17 protein-coding genes and 8 pseudogenes are annotated in these 17,236 nt (G+C 55.6%); 10 read left to right on the top strand and 15 right to left on the bottom strand.

Features of this window, described 5'->3' with window-relative positions; genetic code table 11:
- Positions 1 to 41: 41 nt before the first annotated feature.
- Positions 42 to 812: pseudogene (locus tag ACPFMA_RS04650) on the top strand (MCP four helix bundle domain-containing protein); the annotation flags it as partial.
- Complete coding sequence (locus ACPFMA_RS04645; protein ID WP_425930569.1) at positions 804 to 1,667, top strand: methyl-accepting chemotaxis protein; 864 nt, start codon at positions 804 to 806, stop codon at positions 1,665 to 1,667. The pseudogene ACPFMA_RS04650 and the gene ACPFMA_RS04645, both read left to right, overlap by 9 nt.
- Before the next feature lie 111 nt (positions 1,668 to 1,778).
- Here ACPFMA_RS04645 and ACPFMA_RS04640 read toward each other — a convergent pair whose 3' ends face one another.
- The 8 genes and pseudogenes from ACPFMA_RS04640 to ACPFMA_RS04605 form a co-directional block, all read right to left on the bottom strand.
- Complete coding sequence (locus ACPFMA_RS04640; protein WP_425929756.1) at positions 1,779 to 2,210, bottom strand: response regulator; 432 nt, start codon at positions 2,208 to 2,210, stop codon at positions 1,779 to 1,781.
- A 417-nt stretch (positions 2,211 to 2,627) separates the two neighbouring features.
- Positions 2,628 to 3,176 (bottom strand): GNAT family N-acetyltransferase, encoded by a 549-nt coding sequence (locus ACPFMA_RS04635; RefSeq protein ID WP_425928705.1) that lies wholly within the window; start codon positions 3,174 to 3,176, stop codon positions 2,628 to 2,630.
- 113 nt (positions 3,177 to 3,289) lie between these two features.
- Positions 3,290 to 3,442, bottom strand: a pseudogene (locus ACPFMA_RS04630) (transposase); the annotation flags it as partial.
- Positions 3,443 to 3,457: 15 nt separating this feature from the next.
- Positions 3,458 to 5,008: an IS66 family transposase gene (gene tnpC, locus ACPFMA_RS04625; protein ID WP_425928706.1), complete on the bottom strand. Its 1,551-nt coding sequence runs from the start codon at positions 5,006 to 5,008 to the stop codon at positions 3,458 to 3,460.
- Positions 5,009 to 5,071: 63 nt separating this feature from the next.
- Positions 5,072 to 5,407, bottom strand: coding sequence for an IS66 family insertion sequence element accessory protein TnpB (tnpB, locus tag ACPFMA_RS04620; RefSeq protein ID WP_003189483.1), 336 nt, complete (start codon positions 5,405 to 5,407; stop codon positions 5,072 to 5,074).
- Positions 5,404 to 5,724: an IS66-like element accessory protein TnpA gene (gene tnpA, locus ACPFMA_RS04615; RefSeq protein WP_425928707.1), complete on the bottom strand. Its 321-nt coding sequence runs from the start codon at positions 5,722 to 5,724 to the stop codon at positions 5,404 to 5,406. The genes tnpB and tnpA overlap by 4 nt, the downstream gene beginning before the upstream one ends.
- A 101-nt stretch (positions 5,725 to 5,825) precedes the next feature.
- Positions 5,826 to 6,453, bottom strand: a pseudogene (locus tag ACPFMA_RS04610) (IS5 family transposase); the annotation flags it as partial.
- A 162-nt stretch (positions 6,454 to 6,615) separates the two neighbouring features.
- Positions 6,616 to 6,867, bottom strand: coding sequence for a hypothetical protein (locus ACPFMA_RS04605; RefSeq protein ID WP_425929755.1), 252 nt, complete (start codon positions 6,865 to 6,867; stop codon positions 6,616 to 6,618).
- Positions 6,868 to 7,271: 404 nt separating this feature from the next.
- On the opposite strand from ACPFMA_RS04605, the pseudogene ACPFMA_RS04600 reads away from it, so the two are divergent.
- From ACPFMA_RS04600 to ACPFMA_RS04590, 3 genes and pseudogenes are all read left to right on the top strand, one after another.
- Positions 7,272 to 7,600 (top strand): annotated as a pseudogene (locus ACPFMA_RS04600) (IS5/IS1182 family transposase); the annotation flags it as partial.
- Positions 7,601 to 7,876: 276 nt separating this feature from the next.
- Positions 7,877 to 8,248 (top strand): histone-like nucleoid-structuring protein, MvaT/MvaU family, encoded by a 372-nt coding sequence (locus tag ACPFMA_RS04595; protein WP_425929754.1) that lies wholly within the window; start codon positions 7,877 to 7,879, stop codon positions 8,246 to 8,248.
- Positions 8,249 to 8,375: 127 nt separating this feature from the next.
- Positions 8,376 to 8,698 (top strand): annotated as a pseudogene (locus tag ACPFMA_RS04590) (IS5/IS1182 family transposase); the annotation flags it as partial.
- Here the strand turns inward: ACPFMA_RS04590 and ACPFMA_RS04585 are convergent.
- From ACPFMA_RS04585 to ACPFMA_RS04570, 4 genes and pseudogenes are all read right to left on the bottom strand, one after another.
- Positions 8,694 to 9,111 (bottom strand): annotated as a pseudogene (locus tag ACPFMA_RS04585) (site-specific integrase); the annotation flags it as partial. The pseudogenes ACPFMA_RS04590 and ACPFMA_RS04585 overlap by 5 nt on opposite strands.
- Positions 9,066 to 9,302, bottom strand: coding sequence for an excisionase (locus ACPFMA_RS04580; RefSeq protein ID WP_425929753.1), 237 nt, complete (start codon positions 9,300 to 9,302; stop codon positions 9,066 to 9,068). The pseudogene ACPFMA_RS04585 and the gene ACPFMA_RS04580, both read right to left, overlap by 46 nt.
- Before the next feature lie 302 nt (positions 9,303 to 9,604).
- Complete coding sequence (locus tag ACPFMA_RS04575; RefSeq protein ID WP_425929752.1) at positions 9,605 to 10,000, bottom strand: hypothetical protein; 396 nt, start codon at positions 9,998 to 10,000, stop codon at positions 9,605 to 9,607.
- Between the two features lie 525 nt (positions 10,001 to 10,525).
- Complete coding sequence (locus ACPFMA_RS04570; RefSeq protein WP_425929751.1) at positions 10,526 to 10,882, bottom strand: hypothetical protein; 357 nt, start codon at positions 10,880 to 10,882, stop codon at positions 10,526 to 10,528.
- Positions 10,883 to 10,938: 56 nt separating this feature from the next.
- On the opposite strand from ACPFMA_RS04570, the pseudogene ACPFMA_RS04565 reads away from it, so the two are divergent.
- From ACPFMA_RS04565 to ACPFMA_RS04550, 4 genes and pseudogenes are all read left to right on the top strand, one after another.
- Positions 10,939 to 11,199, top strand: a pseudogene (locus ACPFMA_RS04565) (hypothetical protein).
- Positions 11,200 to 11,363: 164 nt separating this feature from the next.
- Positions 11,364 to 12,146: a DNA adenine methylase gene (locus tag ACPFMA_RS04560; RefSeq protein ID WP_425929750.1), complete on the top strand. Its 783-nt coding sequence runs from the start codon at positions 11,364 to 11,366 to the stop codon at positions 12,144 to 12,146.
- Between the two features lie 89 nt (positions 12,147 to 12,235).
- Positions 12,236 to 12,445: a hypothetical protein gene (locus ACPFMA_RS04555; RefSeq protein ID WP_425929749.1), complete on the top strand. Its 210-nt coding sequence runs from the start codon at positions 12,236 to 12,238 to the stop codon at positions 12,443 to 12,445.
- An 86-nt stretch (positions 12,446 to 12,531) separates the two neighbouring features.
- A pseudogene (locus ACPFMA_RS04550) lies at positions 12,532 to 13,515 on the top strand (IS5 family transposase).
- Between the two features lie 85 nt (positions 13,516 to 13,600).
- Here the strand turns inward: ACPFMA_RS04550 and ACPFMA_RS04545 are convergent.
- The 3 genes from ACPFMA_RS04545 to ACPFMA_RS04535 form a co-directional block, all read right to left on the bottom strand.
- A complete protein-coding gene (locus tag ACPFMA_RS04545; RefSeq protein ID WP_425929748.1) occupies positions 13,601 to 13,726 on the bottom strand; it encodes a hypothetical protein in 126 nt (41 codons plus the stop codon).
- Between the two features lie 541 nt (positions 13,727 to 14,267).
- The gene (locus ACPFMA_RS04540; RefSeq protein WP_425929747.1) at positions 14,268 to 14,582 is read right to left on the bottom strand and encodes a carboxymuconolactone decarboxylase family protein; all 315 of its coding nucleotides are present in this window, start codon (positions 14,580 to 14,582) and stop codon (positions 14,268 to 14,270) included.
- A gap of 10 nt (positions 14,583 to 14,592) precedes the next feature.
- Positions 14,593 to 16,029, bottom strand: coding sequence for an NAD-dependent succinate-semialdehyde dehydrogenase (locus tag ACPFMA_RS04535; protein ID WP_425929746.1), 1,437 nt, complete (start codon positions 16,027 to 16,029; stop codon positions 14,593 to 14,595).
- 261 nt (positions 16,030 to 16,290) lie between these two features.
- Between ACPFMA_RS04535 and ACPFMA_RS04530 the strand changes: the two genes are divergently transcribed.
- Positions 16,291 to 17,217, top strand: a complete 927-nt coding sequence (locus ACPFMA_RS04530) for a LysR family transcriptional regulator (RefSeq protein ID WP_425929745.1) — start codon at positions 16,291 to 16,293, stop codon at positions 17,215 to 17,217.
- Positions 17,218 to 17,236 lie beyond the last annotated feature (19 nt).

The raw sequence follows: 17,236 nt of genomic DNA, 5'->3' as shown, positions 1-17,236 counted from the left end.
GGTCGATAAATGTACACGTGTGTGTACGATTGAGGTTTAGTATGAAGTTCCGTGATTTTAAAATAGGGCTGCGTGCGACGCTGGTTTTCGCCATTATTGTCTCGATAGTTGTCGTAATGGGGCTGCTTTCTGCTAATAAGTTGGAGAGGCTTCGTCTAGCGGAACAGGATGTTGAAAAAAACTGGATGGCTAGTATACGTTTGGCTGGACTTATAAACTCAAGTGTTCTTAGACTAAGGTTGGAAAGTCTTCGAGCTACTACCACGAATGATCCTGTTGTTCGTGATCAGACAGTGAAAACCTTTCCAGATTATCGGCAGGAATTCACAGGTTTTGTAAGAAAATATGAGTCGGTGGTGGCGAGCCCTGAGGAGCAGTCACTATATGACAAGGTGAGGGCAAGTGCTGACAGATATGACGTACTCTTGAATCAGTTAGAGCCAATGCTTCTCTCTGGCGATAATGAAGCTGCGTCTGCGCTGATTAGCTCAACTATTCGCCCGCTTACCAATGATCTTGTTAATAAGATTTCTGATTTGATGGATTATAATGATCAAGGTGCGAAAGCAGCAGGAGTATTAACAGGTGAAATCTATCATAGCGGATTAGCCACAATCTATAGTCTGCTTTTGGTTGTGGTGACACTTACAGTTGTTCTCGGCTACATGCTGGTGCGGAGTGTGACTCAGCCTCTGGATGAAGCGCTTTCAATTGCCAAGGTTATAGCTAACAAGGATCTCTCGCAGGCTTTCAAGGTATCAGGTCGGGACGAGGCAGCTGCAATGCTTGCTGCTATCTCTCAAATGCAAAATAATTTAAAAGATACCCTTGCCCATATCTCCGAAAGCTCAACGCAACTCGCTTCGGCTGCCGAAGAAATGGCAGCAGTCACTGAAGAAAGTAGTCGAGGATTAGTCAAGCAAAACGATGAAGTCAATCAAGCTGCAACCGCTGTCAATGAGATGAGTGCCGCAGTTGATGAAGTGGCCGTCAATGCTGCGGAAGCCGCTGATGCATCCGGGCGAGCTCAACAACTAACCAAATCTGGACTCGAAAATGTTAAGAGAACCCTAGGAGCTATACAAGCGTTATCCTCCTATGTTGAGTCCACGGGTGAGCAGATCCAAACGCTTTCTTCTCGAGCTCAAGACATCAGTAAAGTCATTGAGGTGATTAGAGCCATCGCTGAACAAACCAATTTACTGGCATTGAATGCTGCAATTGAGGCCGCAAGGGCTGGGGAGCAAGGTAGAGGCTTTGCAGTTGTTGCAGATGAGGTTAGAGCTCTGGCCCATCGTACTCAACAATCAACTCAGGAAATTGAGCAAATGATTGGCTCTATCCAGAATGATTCGCTTCAGGCTGTTAAGGCGATGGCCGAAAGTCAGAAAATGGCTGATGAATCTACCTCTGTCGCACGGCTGGCCAGTGAGTCGCTAGAGGAAATTTCTCATTCAATCACTATGATCAATGAGCGAAATGTTCTGATCGCGACTGCTTCCGAAGAGCAGGCCCAGGTGGCACGAGAGATTGATCGAAACCTCACAAGTATTCGGGATTTGTCCACTCAAAGCGCAGCCGGTGCAAGCCAGACGGCCAGTGCCAGCGGGGAAGTCTCCAATCTTGCGGTTGGCCTCAATCGTGTAGTGCAAGACTTCAAGCTTTAATCTCTAGCTTGTGTTTTTCGCACTTATGATGGCAGGGATGCTTTTTAATGACGTTACGCAGGAGATCTCAGTCGTAAGTATGGTTTTGGATTTCTCTTTGCTTGTATGTTGTTAAGTGTTGTCTTGAGGGTTGTTGTTTTGTTTATAAGCTTTTTTTGGGGCGCTAAGGTGCGACGAAACTAATTCTTCTAAGCTTTTCACCTGCCAAGGCTTCGGCAGAAATATAGCGCGATCAGGTAGAGACCCGATTTCAAACTCGTATTGTCCGCTCATGACAATAATGCTAGCCTCAGGGTGTTCCTTATTGGTAATCCAGGCAATATCCACTCCGCTGAGCGAACCTGGCGTCTGTGTATCAGTGACCACTAAGCACCAGCCTGGCTTTCTCAGTTGCTCACGGCCTTCGTCGGCAGTGCTTACCGCTGTAACGGCAGCACCCCAATCTTCTATCATTAGCGTCAGCAACTCTCGAAGCATAGGTTCGTCCTCCACAACGAGAACTTTAGGGCGGGGTGTCTTCGTCACTGGAAGAAAATATTTCATACTAGCACTCGAACATATATCTGCGTTTAAAAGCATCTGATTTTACTTGCCGCTTTAAGGTGTCGCGGGTCGGCCCACAAATGGCAAGTCAAGTCGCATGCGAGCGGTGGGTCAGCATCGATCGATTACTTGTCAGTTGCAGGTCAATTCTCCAGTTCAGCACGCTGGCTTTACCGGAACATCCGGCCGGACATCGCCATACCTTTAGAGTGCGCATGCCTTGCGCTCTTGCGCCGTCTGTCCTTCCTTCTGTCAGTCCTTGGAAACAATGGTGAATGAGCTGACACCAATAGGGAAATGGTGTAAGCGTACGGCCAATACGCTCGCTTTCTAATGAACGCCGCCCCTTGTTGCACCCAGGGCGGATGTGATCACCGGACGCTTACGGGCAACACTTCGCTTCTGTGAGCTTAAAGCCTAAGTACCCGACATCCATGTGCTTTTTTCAGCAACATACAGCATGTGCATTTGGCCAGGGTCGGTCGGCATATAATCGGGATGAGGGAACTCCCCGCCTTCAACTCTCGCCATCCCCAGCCGCTGCATTACAGTCTCAGAGCGCTTGTTCGCCAATGCGGTGAAGGCGTAAACGCGGGGCACATCCAAGGTGCCAAACGCATAATTGAGGACCGCGCGAGCTGCTTCTGTCGCATAACCGTTGCCCCAATAATCTCGACCAAGGCGCCACCCCACCTCTAAAGCCGGCCCGAATGGAAAATCAATCCCAAGCCAATGTAGGCCAACTGCGCCTATCAACGAGCCGTCCTCGATACGCTCGGCAGCCCAAAAGGTCGGCTCGCCGCCTTCGGAAAGCCGCGTCAGTTGGTCAACGATATTGCTGGTCTCTGACGCGGTCTTCGTGCCGCCGAGGAACCGCATCACCTCAGGATCAGCATGAATTACGCTCAACAGGGGCTTATCCGCCTCTCTCCAATCCCTAAGCTTCAACCGCTTTGTTTCAATCATTCTTCCCCCATAGCGAACAGGCTTGCCCCCAACTGCCACGATATCGCTGAGCCCTCAGCAAGTCCTGATCTAAATTTTTCGAGAGGCTGCAACGGCATCAGGCCGACAGCATTCTAGGTTCTGTACGAAAAATACTGCCTTGGGCATCGCAGCGCGCAAGCCAGCGTGACCATCGCGCCAAAACTTCTGGCGAGCTTGTCGTAGCGGGTGCCGATCCTCCGGCTCTCTTTCACCCAGCCAAACATAGGCTCGATGATGTTCCGTTGTAAGCGTCTGCCCAACTAACTTTGCCTAAGCAAGGCCTGTACCCACCGATGCGGTAGCAGTTGCCCAATCTCACTGGCCCGTTGCGTCGGCAACCGCCTCAGAACATCTTTGAGATAGGCATACGGATCATGCCCATTCATGCGCGCCGACTGAATCAGGCTCATAATCGCCGCAGCCCGTTTGCCACTGCGCAACGACCCGGCAAACAACCAGTTCGAGCGCCCGAGTGCCCATGGCCGTATCTGGTTCTCGACCTGATTGTTGTCGATGGGCACAGATCCATCGTCCAGGTAGCGCGTCAGCGCTACCCAGCGTTTTAGGCTGTAGTCGAGGGCTTTGGCCGTGGCTGATCCGTTGGGCACGAGGTCGCGCTGGGCCAACATCCACTCATGCAGTGTTTTGCTGATCGGTACCGCCAACTCCTGACGTATTCGCCACCGATCTTCATCGCTCATGTCCCGAGCCTGGCGCTCGATCTCGTATAAACCGCCAATCGAATGCAACGCCTGTTCGGCCAACTGGCTTTTGTTCGCGACATGCAGATCGAAAAACTTGCGACGGGCGTGGGCCATGCAGCCGATTTCAGTGATGCCTTGTTCAAAACCAGCCTTGTAGCCAGCAAAGTCGTCGCAGACCAGCTTGCCGTTCCAGTCGCACAGGAAGTTGCGCGCATGTTCGCCTGCACGGCTTGGGCTGAAATCGTAAACCACGGCTTTGAGCGCCGAAAACGGCGTAGTGCTGTAGGCCCAGACGTAGGCCCGGTGGGTTTTCTTCTCGCCCGGCGCAAGCATTTGAACCGGTGTTTCGTCAGCGTGAATCACGCCCTGGTTCAGCACCGCTTCACGCAGTGCATCGACCAAAGGTTGGAGCCGCACGCCGGTTTGTCCGACCCACTGGGCCAAGGTCGAGCGAGCAATTGCCAGCCCGGCGCGGCCAAAGATTTTCTCCTGCCGGTAGAGCGGCAAGTGATCGGCAAACTTGGCCACCATCACGTGGGCCAGCAGGCCTGCGGTTGGAATACCTTTGTCGATGACCTGCGCTGGCACCGGCGCCTGAATCAAGGTTTCGCACTGACGGCAGGCCCATTTGCCACGCACATGTTGCTCGACCGTGAACACGCCCGGCGTGTAATCCAGCTTCTCGCTGACGTCTTCACCAATACGCTGAAGTTGGCAGCCACAGGCGCAATGAGTGTTTTCTGGCTCGTGGCGAATCACGGTACGCGGAAAATGCGGTGGCAATGGCGCACGTTTGGGTGATTGCCGTGGCTCGGCCTGTGACGAAGCTGGGAGGAGCTGTTTTAGCTCAGCTTCGATAGCTTCAAGGTCTGTATTGAGCAGGTCATCCAGCAAGCTGCCTTGCGCCGGACTGATTTGCTCGCTGCGCTTGGCAAACTTGTGGCGTTTGAGCAGGGCGATTTCGTAAGTGAGCTGTTCGATGATGGTTTCATCGTTCTGGATCTTCCTGCTCATCGCCTCGACTTGGGACTGCAACTGCAACGCCTGTGCCGCCAAGGCACGAAGCTGTTCCGGGGTCATCTGATCGAGGTTAGGCGAGAAAGTCATGGCGCCGATTGTGTCAGAGCAGGCGCGAAACGACGACAAGCAGACCGGCCAAATGGCCGGCGGTTACAGCATGCTGATCACACCGCCTGAGCCGACCCGCTGCCACGGCAGGCCCAGTACCAATGCCTGGAGTTGCTCGCTGTCGAGTTCGACTTCGCAACCATGGCGAATGCCGGGCCAGTGAAACTTGCCTTGATTCAATCGCCGTGCGGCAAGCCAGACTCCCACGCCGTCGTGTACCAGCACTTTCATCCGGTTAGCCCGGCGATTGGCGAACAGATAAGCGCAGTGCGGCTTCGCCGCACCGAACACCGCGATCACTCGGGCCAATGCCGTTTCGGTGCCGGCGCGCATGTCCATCGGCTCGGTGGCCAGCCAGATTGCATCGATGCGGATCATTGAGCGACAGCCCGGATAAATTGCGCGCAGCCCTCGGGATCTGAGGTTGGCCATTTCACAGTGATCACTTGGCCGGCCATGGGCAACTCGATGATCACTGACGCTTCGGCTGGCCGTTTAGGTGCGGCTTTTAGCGGGACGAATGCCGGTAGTGAAGTTGCTGTGGGCTGATCTCGATAGAGCGGCATCCATTTACGGATGACGTTGGCATTGATGCCGTGGCTGATGGCGACACTGGAAATGGATGCGCCAGGTTGCAGGCATTCCTGAACGACCTGGGCTTTGAACGGTTTCGGATAAGAGTTTCGTTGGCGCATTGAAATCCTGGCGATAAGGGCGATCGCGTCCGCTTAAAAATACGCGGACACCATCGCCCTTAAAGCTGGAGTTCGGAAGGTGAGTTCGCCGGACGCTTACGCAACAGGTGAGCGACCTCCGTTACATCAGCCACATTCGCCGCTGTGCCGTGGACGTGGTGCACCAGCCCCGACTCAGCATCGGTACCAATGTGCGCCTTCGTGCCGAAGAAATACTGATTACCTTTCTTCGTCTGATGCATTTCAGGATCGCGCTTGCCTTCCTTGTTCTTGGTCGAACTGGGCGCATGGATGATGGTGGCGTCGACGATGGTGCCCTGGCGCAACGACAGGCCCTTGTCTCGCAGGTAATTGTTGATGGTTTCCAAAATGCCCGCCGCCAACTGATGCTTCTCCAGCAGGTGCCGGAAATTCATGACCGTCGTATCGTCGGGGATCGGAGCGCTGAGCGTCAGACGAGCAAACTGGCGCATCGAAGTAATCTCGTATAGCGCCTCTTCCATAGCGGGATCACTCAACGAGAACCAGTTCTGCAGCAGGTGAATGCGCAGCATGGTTTCCAGTGGATACTGGTTTGCGGCCACCGCCAGCCTTTGGGTAGTGAGGCTCGATCAACGCCACTAACCCACTCCATGGAACCACCTGCTCCATCTCGGCCAGGAAACGCTCGCGACGGGTTTGCTTGCGCTTACCGGCGTACTCGAAATCGGAAAAGCTCATCTGACTCATGGGATGGCGGGCTTGTAGAGGGCAGTTGGACGGACGGCTATTTCAGCACAGGTCAGATGGCCTGTGCTGACTTGATCGGAGAATCCCTAGGCAGTAGGACTCTTAGTAGGTCAGCCCGTTTACTGCCAACCGTGGAGAACAGCTAACGCCCTATTTGAGGCCCTATGAAGTTTTTGAATAGCAGTGCTCATCCACTATAGACATCACCCGAGCCTGGAACACCTGCAGTAGCGTATCGAGGATAACTCCGTCCTTGAGCGGCTGAATCAGAATGTAGCCGAAATTGTCTCCTTGAATGACGGTGCGCTGTTCCGCTCTCCAGGGACTGCCGACAGAGGACGAGTTCAGCTTAAAGGTGGCTTTAAAGCCGCGATACAGCATTTCATGGGTGTAGAAACACTTGGAACTCGGCATGGGGACTGCTCGTGCCCGACCCTAGAGGTCGCAGCAAACTGAAGCGTGAGATGGGGCTTTCGCCTTTAATTCGTCGAGGCTCAAAGGTATCTATGCCACGTGTGAAAGGCTAAATGCAGAGGCTTCAGGTTAGGCTGCCGGCGTCTTATGGAGGATTCGATCCAGTCGAATAGAAATCGGGGTGGTTCTCTCCCCGGCAACTTTTTGGTGCTCTCATTCAGTGAGATATCAGGAATGCCCCCCCCGGTCAACAAATTATTTTCTGGTGCCCAAAGAGCGCATTGCCGACAACCTCTATTGTACGTATAACTGAGGACCAGATGATACTCTCGAATTTACCCACTTAGGAGGGTGTAGACAAAATAAACTAAGCTGTTTGTACCTTGCCTACACAGCATTTCACCATGCCAAAAAACAGACGCCCGCCAGTAATCGCTGCGGAGCATTACCCTCTGCTGACCAGACTCGCTCATGCGCAGCCCTATTCCAGCCAAGCCGAACTGGCGCAAGCATTCCATGCTGAAACGGGTATCACCGCTCATCCCGATACCTTTGCCAAAGCACTCAAGCTGGCCGGGATCGTTCGCGTAAAGGAACGAGCCAAAGGTAGCTTCCAGCCACCCGAGCCTCGTAAGTCTTATGGTTACACCGAGGCCCACCGGCGTCAGCTGCCTGAACAGCGCTACCTAGTTGTCTGACGGACGCAGAATGGACGCTGGTCGCTGATTTGTTTGCAGAATATTGGTGCTTTGGTACCTATGCTGGGTAAAGCTGCGCTGGTTGAGCCTGACCATACAGGGCGCGCCTATGGCTCGATGTGCCTACTGGTTCTATCCTGGACATCTTGCTGTACTCGTTGGGCTCAAAGTCGCGCTGTAGACCGACAAGCTATTCGTGGAAAAATCGCAGTCCGAGATCATTCGATCAGATAGTAATGATTTCTCTTTTTTCGTGGATCATTTACAATCCTGCGTCCCTCCAAATGGCCCTCACAGTAAGGAACCGCGCGATGTCACGCCTGGCTGAGTTTCGGAAACTTGAACAGCAACTTGCAGAGCAACTGGCAGAGCTGGAAGCCTTGAAAGGCAACTCGGAGCTGAAGAAAGAAATTGAGTTCGAAGAGAAACTGCGTACCTTACTCGTGGATTACGGCTTCAGCCTCCACGACGTGATCAACCTGCTTGATCCTGCTGCGGCTGTTCGAAAAGCGCCACCGGCAGTGACGCCTTCAAACATCGTTCGCAAACCCCGCGCCCTCAAGGTCTATAAGAACCCACACAACGGTGAAATCATCGAGACCAAGGGCGGTAACCATAGCCGCTTGAAGGCCTGGAAATCCGAGTATGGGGCAGAGACAGTTGAGTCATGGCTGTCCAACTAACTGGCGACACTGAATCTCCCTTAAATTCGTAGACTCTTGATGATAGCTCCTGGCCGGTTGCGGTCAGGGTGAACGGCAGCTTAGGGCCAGTCGTTTCCAAATTGAGGATAGCTGGAACAGGGAGGTCATCGACGGCAGCACATTCAAAGCCGTAAATAACCGCGACCGCAACTTTACTCAAGGCAAGATCAAGGCGCGCATGCAGCAGATCAAGCAGTGTGTTGACCACTATCTTGCGGCGATAGATTCGGCGGATCGGGCAGCGTCCGAGGTCGCCGAGGCCAAGGCTGAACGGCTACGCGAAAAAATAGAAAAGCTGAAACAGTAGATGACGAAGCTCAAGGACATTGAAGCGCAACTTCACGCCAGCCCAGATCAGCAAGCATCTATTACCAATCCTAATCACGCTTAATGGCCACGAGTGGTCGAGATACTTGCACGGTTAAGTATGTCTGGTCTGGTACGGGCGCCGGTAACGCACACCAGACTTCTTCATCGCCGGATGCCACATGGTTTTCCGGATCGGCTGGTCGCCGACCCAGCGTTCGAGGGTTCTGGAACACTTCCTTGCCAGCAAGGAAGGTGTGGTCCTTTTGCGCTTTGAGCGCCTCCATCGCCGGCTTGAGCAGCTTCACAGAGCGGCGTCCCGCTGCCGTCTTCTTCACCTCAGCCTCGCCACCCGCCGCCTGGGTCATTGCCCTGCTGATCATCACCTCACCCCGCAGCCAGTCCACATCCCCCCAGTCCAGGGCAACCAGCTCGCTCGTCCGCAGCCCAGTCCACAAGGCGAACTGCACCATGTTCTTGGCCTGGCCGCTCAGCGCGCCCAGGATGGCCTGCTGTTCCTCGGGTGAGAATGGATCTGAGACTGCCCTGACACCACTCCCGCCTCTACCCATGCCTCGTATCCGTCCATGTCGATAAGCGTCCGGCCGTCCGGCGCTTTTACCCAGATTTCACCCAGCCGCCAGACCCCGTCACGGATCTTGGAGCGGATCGCGTCTTCGGTGTAGCCAGACTCGCTGGCGAATTTTCTGACGGTCATGTAGCGCATTGCTCTACCTCGACGCCTGTCGCGTCAGGTTTCGTTTCTCTTGCGAAGCTGACGTGTCAGCTTTTTTTACCCTGGTTTTGAAGGCTTCGCCCTCCCAGGCGCCCACTTGCCCGCGGATCGTCTCCTGCGGTCAGTACGCTTTCGGTTGTTTCAGTTCGAACAGGCGTTGGCAGGCCAGGAACAGATCGTGCTCGTCGGCGATCGCCAAGAGGCGCTGTCCATCCTGCGAACCAACCTGAACCCATCTGTCTTTGCTGCGGCCGTGACCAGATGTCCGGAACAGGCGGTACCTGTTTCGGTGGTCACTGCCAGGGCTCGATGTCTCCGTGTTGAGATAGAACGCCACTCCGTCGTGGCGGGAGCGCAGCATCGTCTTCACTCGCGGCCTCCTGCAGCTCCTTGATGACCGATTGGATGCAGGCGGCGTAACTTCCAGGCCGCCCTGCAGTCGCGCGGGTGAATCGCTCGATTACAACGTCTGCCGGTGCGGCGCGGAGCGAGGCGACAATATCGACCCTCCAGTTGCGCCCCTCCAGAAACATGAAGTGGTTGATCGGGCCGGTGACCACGATCTCGAGGCTCTTGGCCTGCGCTGTTGGCAATGGGGTCTCAACAGCGCGGGGTTGTGCGACGGGCATGGTCTTGCCTGCGAGGCGCAGGCGTGCGTGCTGCAGCGCCATTTCAGCGAGGCTGCCCATGGCTCACCTCTTTTGATGAATGTAAGACGCTGCTTACTTTTTGACACACCTTTGACAAAGGTCCATCGGGCATATAAGCCTTTATGGGCCTGCCGGGATTTTGCGGGCGAATAACCGAGGTGAAAGACAAATGCGCCGTCGCGGACCTAAGTTTTGGGACTGGGCCGACCGCGAGCTGCATAGTCGCTGCCATGAGGAAAGATTGTCGGATGGCTTGCTCATCGACGTTCAATCCAGATTGTCCAGGGAAGGGATTACACAGCTCTTTGTCGGGGTTTATAGAAAAGATGGGACCATGCTCCTCGAGGAGTACTATCCGAGACGCGAGGGGGAGGCTATTTCCCACGCATTGACGTGGGGAACGGAGCGAGCCCGAAGTTTTGCCAACAGTGGTGATCACTGCCTTCAGATTGCTGACGTGACGAAGAAGAGATATGCGCCTCCCGAGCCGGACTAGCGTCATTGCTGCTAGCCGTTCCGGTTGGCGGCATAACGTGGTTGCAGTCAAGGTCGGATGGTGCTCATTCATGGCTTGACCCTCGATTGAGCAACGGCGCGCAGGCGCAGCGTGATACCGCATTCGCGTGCCAGTTGGTTGAGTTTGGCCACGCTGGTGGTGCTGTCCTGTAGGGCTCGGCCGAAGCGCACCATGCGCTCGCCCAGGTCCTCGAATTCGTTCCGTACCTGTCGGGCCTGGCTCATGGCTGCTGCTCCCTGCACCACGTGCTGCAAGGCCTCCAGGCGCAGGACTGTGTCGATCTCCCGGTCTAGCTCATCGCCGGTAACCCAGGTGTCGCCGCGCAGCACCAGCAAATCTGTGGCGGAATCCTCGATGCACTTACGATCACGCAGGTGGCGATACCAGCGAGCATCGGCAGCCATGCGGACGTGGTCGTCGATGCTGAAGGCACCTCGATCATTAACCAGGAGCTCGGGCTATGAGAAAACTGTTGATCGTAGTCGCGCTGGCGGTGGCCGGCTGCGTTGGCCAGGTCGAGCCGCAGGTGTAATACGTGCGCGTCGAGGTACCGGTGCAGGTGCCTTGTCGCACCCCGGCTGTCACTAATCCGCCGTGGGCAACTGCCGGCTTACGCAGGTCAGATAGCTTGGAATTGAAACTGCGTGCGCTGCTCGCCGAGCGCCGGCAGCGCATCGGGTACGAGAAACAGCTTGAGGCGGCTGTCGCCGCATGTCGATAGGGCAGGCGCCTCATGCAAAAGGAGCGGCCAGCAGGATGCGTCAACATCCATGCTGACCGCCAGATCTGCAGACTATTCCTGCAAACCCAACCGAGGCTCCCGCTCCGTGCACAAAGCCGAGCGAGGCTAACGCCTGTTTATCCATACAGTAAAGGTTTGCAAAAATGACCAACCCAATCGTTCCATGGATGGGTGGCAAGCGCCGCCTGGCCAAATCCCTCATTCCTCTTTTCCCTGACCACACCTGCCATGTCGAGACGTTCGCCGGTGGGGCCGCGCTGTTCTTCAAGCGACCAGAGCCCGCCAAGGTCGAGGTACTGAACGACTTCAACGGAGACCTTGTGTGCTTGTACCGCGTCGTCCAGCATCACCTCGAAGAGTTCGTGCGTCAGTTCAAATGGACGCTGTCGTCCCGCCAGATCTTCGAATGGCAGAAGATGACCAGGCCGGAAACACTCACGGACTTCCAGCGCGCCGCGCGCTTCTTCTACCTGCAGCAGCACGTCTTCGGTGCAAAGCCCACCAGCCAGACGTTTGGCACCGCCACTACCGGCGGGCCGATCAACCTGCTGCGGATCGAGGAGAACCTGTCGCAGGCCTGGCAACGGCTGGCGGGAATCTACGTTGAAAACCTGTCTTGGCTGAAGTGCTCTGAGAAGTACGATCGGCCGCATACCTTTCACTACATGGACCCGCCGTACTTGGAGACCGAGGGCTATGGCGCGGACTTCGGTCTGGATCAATACCAGGCCATGGCTGACTTCATGCGACGGTGTGACGGGAAGGTGATGCTCAGCATCAACGACCATCCGGTGATCCGGGAGGTGTTCGCCGGGTTCCGCTTGGAGCACCTGGCGACCAGCTACACGACGACCAACCAACGCACTGCTGCGGCCAAGAAGGCTGCAGAACTGGTAATCATGAACTGGTCCGTGCAGAACAAGTGAAGGTCGCGGGAAACCAACCGCTTGGCCGAGGCGACAATAGGGGTTGTGGGGCCGCTATAATTCCCTGATCACCTCGGCAGGGCTTGATCATGAAGCGAACTATTGAAGGGATGGTCCAGGCAGGTGAGCCGCTGATACAGGAGGCGATCACCGCGCTTCGTCAGTATCACGAGGCCCAGGCCTCCAGGGCAGCACCTGAAGAAGTTGAGCGCTTACGACTCCTGGCGGATTCGCTGTTTCAAGCCGTGACGGATTATCAGCTTCGCAATATTGGTCATCAGCAGCAGACGCTTCATTAGGGATTCTCCGATCAAGTCAGCACAGGCCATCTGACCTGTGCTGAAATAGCCGTCCGTCCAACTGCCCTCTACAAGCCCGCCATCCCATGAGTCAGATGAGCTTTTCCGATTTCGAGTACGCCGGTAAGCGCAAGCAAACCCGTCGCGAGCGTTTCCTGGCCGAGATGGAGCAGGTGGTTCCATGGAGTGGGTTAGTGGCGTTGATCGAGCCTCACTACCCAAAGGCTGGCGGTGGCCGCAAACCAGTATCCACTGGAAACCATGCTGCGCATTCACCTGCTGCAGAACTGGTTCTCGTTGAGTGATCCCGCTATGGAAGAGGCGCTATACGAGATTACTTCGATGCGCCAGTTTGCTCGTCTGACGCTCAGCGCTCCGATCCCCGACGATACGACGGTCATGAATTTCCGGCACCTGCTGGAGAAGCATCAGTTGGCGGCGGGCATTTTGGAAACCATCAACAATTACCTGCGAGACAAGGGCCTGTCGTTGCGCCAGGGCACCATCGTCGACGCCACCATCATCCATGCGCCCAGTTCGACCAAGAACAAGGAAGGCAAGCGCGATCCTGAAATGCATCAGACGAAGAAAGGTAATCAGTATTTCTTCGGCACGAAGGCGCACATTGGTACCGATGCTGAGTCGGGGCTGGTGCACCACGTCCACGGCACAGCGGCGAAGTGGCTGATGTAACGGAGGTCGCTCACCTGTTGCATGGCGAAGAAAATGTTATCTGTGCCGACGCGGGTTATACCGGCGTGGAGAAACGGTCGGAGCATGAAGAAAGGCAGGTGATCTGGCAGATTGCCGCTCGTCGTAGCACCTACAAGCACTTGAGCAAGCGCAGCGTGCTCTACAAAGCCAGACGCAAGATCGAGAAGGTCAAAGCGCAGGCGCGAGCGAAGGACGAACACCCATTTCGTGTGATCAAGCGCCAATTCGGCTATGTGAAAACCCGCTTCCGTGGCTTGGTCAAGAACACGGCGCAACTGACCACGCTGTTTGCACTGTCGAATCTGTGGATGGTGCGCCGGCAATTATTGCCTGCTGCGGGAGTGGTGCGCCCGTGAAGGCAGAAAACCAAGGCTACGCCTTGGTTATCCAATAATCAGCGGCTGAAAATCGGGCTTTTCGGCATGCCCAAACCGTCCATTTTCAGGTGATGAGCAACTTGATCGGAGAATCCCTAGCCAACGACGCGAGATTGCGGGCGAAATAAGGCTCACCCACAAAATCGATGATGACATCGACACCGCGACCATTTGTCTTGGTCGCGATCACATCGGCAAAATCCTATGTCTTGTAATCAATGGCGTAATCGGCTCCGAGGTGCTCGATCCGAGACAGCTTGCTGACGTCGGTAGTGGCGTACACCGTTGCACCCGACGCATAAGCAAGTTGGACTGCCGCCGAACCAACGCCGCCAGCAGCCGCATGGATTAGCACCGAGTCGCCTGCCTTTAGCTGGCCCAAGTGCAACATCGCCTCATGGGCGGTGACGAATACCTCGGGAATAGCTGCCGCATGCACCTAATCCAACTGCGCCGGGATAGGCATGGCCATGCGATAGTCAATGCGCGCCAGCTCCGCATAAGCACCACCGCCGACTACCCCATCACACGATCACCGACAGCGTAACCGGGGCGTCCATAGCCACCAGTGCGATGGGTTAGATCGGCTCGGTTAACCCCGGCTGCGTACACCCTTACAAGCAGATCGGTGGCTCGAACTTCTGGCCTTGCAGCATCGGCCAGTTGCATGACATCAGCATCACCGAACGTTTCGAACTGAATGGCTTTCATGGCTGAGTAATCTCTTCGCATTAAAGGATAGCGTTGGCAATAGCAGACGCCGTGATAGCGCCCGGAAATCCGACGTAGAACGCCAAGTGAGTGATGGCTGCATCGATTTCCTCATGGGTGACGCCGTTGGCCACGGCACGACGTAGATGCGCAGGCAGCTCGTCTGCGTGGCCTCCACTAATCAAAGCCGTGAGGGTAGTCAGGCTACGATCACGTGGGGATAGCGCCGGATCGGCCCAGTCCTGCGGATAAAGCGTCGAATCCACGAGTTGAGAGAGCTTTGAAGTGAAGGCCCTGGCAGCTTCACGTGGACTGCTGAAATTGATGCTCGACATGGAATCGCCCTCAGATCTGGCTGATGAATTTGTTGGTAAGGTAGTGTTCGATGCCCTCGATACCGCCCTCGGAACCATGACCACTTTCCTTCATGCCTCCGAACGGCAATTCAGTAGCGACGATGCGGTATTGGTTGATGCCGATCATTCCGGCCTCTAGGCCATCAGCGACATCGATTGCAGTGCGTGCGCTGGAGGTGAAGGCGTAGGCGGACAGTCCGTAAGGCAGCCGGTTGGCTTCTGCAAGGCCGTCGCTCAGGTCGTCGAAAGGCATCAGGATCGCGATAGGTCCGAAGGGCTCCTCGTGCATAACCCGAGCATCCATGGGCACATCAACCAGCACCGTGGGCTCGAAGAAGAAACCCTGCCCCGGCAAACACTCGCCTCCGGCCAAAACGCGTGCACCTTTTGCCACGGCGTCAGCGATCAACTCTTCCATCTTCCCCAACTGTCGTGGGTTTGCGAGCGGCCCCACTTGAGTGTGAGGGTGCAGGCCATTGCCAATTCGCAACGCCTTGGTTGCGGTAACGAAGGATTCGACAAAGCGGTCGTACGCCGCCCGCTGAATAAGAAAGCGAGTAGATGAAATGCAGACCTGACCTGTGCCGCGGAACCTGTTGGCAACACCTTCCACGGCAGCCTTGTGGATGTCGGCATCATCGAACACGAGTACCGGGCCGTGGCCGCCTAACTCCAGCGTGATTGGCTTCACACCCTCAGCCGCTCTGGCAGAGAGCAGACGGCCAATGGGTACAGAGCCGGTGAATGTCACCTTGCGAATCACCGGTGAGGCGATCAGGTGGCTGGACACCTGGTCGGGCACACCGAACACCAACTGGAGAACCCCTTTGGGCAGCCCTGCGTCGTCGAGCGCACGCGCCAGAGCCAATGCCGTAGAAGGGCTTTCTTCGCCCGGCTTGAGGATCACACTGCACCCTGCTGCGAGAGCGGCAGACAGCTTGCGAGCTGGCGTGATGGCCGGGAAGTTCCAAGGCGTAAATGCTGCCACTGGGCCGATCGCTTGGCGCTTCACCATTTGCAGCACGCCTGGTCGGTTTGCCGGGACGACGCGGCCATCAATACGCCGAGCGCTCTCTGCAAACCACTCGAAATACTCGGCGGCGCGAGTGACTTCGTCCATCGCCTCTCCGATAGGCTTACCCTCTTCCAGAGTCATCTGAGTGGCAATGTGAGGAGCGCGCTCCAAGATTAGGTCAGCAGCTCGCTTCAGGATTTTCGCACGTTGGTCAGGTACCGTCTGACGCCACTGCTGGAAGCTGCGCTGAGCTACGTCAAGGGCTTGATCGAGATCCTCAGCCGTGGCGAGTGGGAGACGCCCGATCTCGCTCCCTGTGGCCGGATTGACGACCGCAGCGGTATCGCGCCGTTGTGCGTCAATCCACTCACCGCCGATAAACAGGTAAAGCGAATCGTAGAATGCGTTCATTGCTGCCTCTCATTGATAACCAGAAATATGATTGCCACCGATGCGGGTGTCGTCTGTGGCGAGTCCGCTTCAGCAGGCCTGTGCAATCAAGTCTATGGAGGGCGGCAGCTTTGATTTAGTCCGAAGAATGGGAAGTAATATTGTGCACAGAGCAAATATCGCGAAGTTTTTTTGGGGTACGCTCTCGGCCTTCCTTGCTGCCAAGCTCACAAATCAGGCGTGCTCGAAGCACGCATAAGAATTGCCGTTAGGACGGTTCAAATGGACAAGCTTTCCAACATGGCTGTGTACGTAAAAGTCGTTGAAATGGGGAGCTTCACTGCTGTCGCCAATCACCTCGACTCGACCGTGGGCAACGTATCGCGCGCCGTTTCAGCGTTGGAAACACTGCTCAATACCCGACTGCTGCAACGTTCAACCAGACGGCTATCAGTGACAGACGCTGGCCGTCGATTCTACGAGCGCTGCCGTACCATCCTGGCTGATCTTGAGCATGCCGAAGCTGAAGCGAGCGATACGCTCCAAGAGCCAAAAGGTATGTTGCGGGTGCACTGTGTTCCAGGCCTCGCGCGCCATCTGATCACGCGCGCTGTACTTGATTACCGGAAGGAATATCCAGAGGTTTCAGTCGATCTTCTGCTGTCTCAACGGATGCCCAACCTGCTGGAAGACCAATTGGATCTATCGATCTTGATTGCCAGAACCCTGCCGGATTCTGCGTACGTTAGCCAGAAAATAGGAGTCAGCCATTGCGTGCTGGTCGCTTCGCCTGAGTACCTCGCGCAGCGCCCAGCTCTGACTCATCCCGACGACCTGAGCGATCATCAATGCTTGCTACTTAGCACGGTTGATTACGCCAAGGATGAGTGGCAGTTGATGAGCAAGTCAGGTTCAGTGACGTTCGCACCCACTGGGCCCAGCTTCAGCGTGAACGATATGGAATCCATGGCCGTCGCCGTACGTGACGGTGCTGGAATTGGATTGCTGGCCGGATTCTCGGCAATAGACGATCTGCGGTCTGGAAAAATTGTGCGAGTGCTGCCGGACTTCCACACCCAAGAGCGCAACGTTTACGCTGTGTACTCATCACGCCAGTTCGTGGACGCAAAAATTTCGCGTTTTATCGAAGCTCTAAAAGCACGAGTTGGCGGCCAACTGTCTGCGATTACAACAGAGCTCGTTAAGTAACCCCTGGAGATCCAATTTC

Source organism: Pseudomonas sp. NyZ201 (genome assembly GCF_049860765.1).
Classification (GTDB): Bacteria; Pseudomonadota; Gammaproteobacteria; order Pseudomonadales; family Pseudomonadaceae; genus Aquipseudomonas; species Aquipseudomonas bharatica.
The sequence above is the reverse complement of the archived record's forward strand: the minus strand, read 5'-3'. Positions and strand labels throughout refer to the sequence as shown.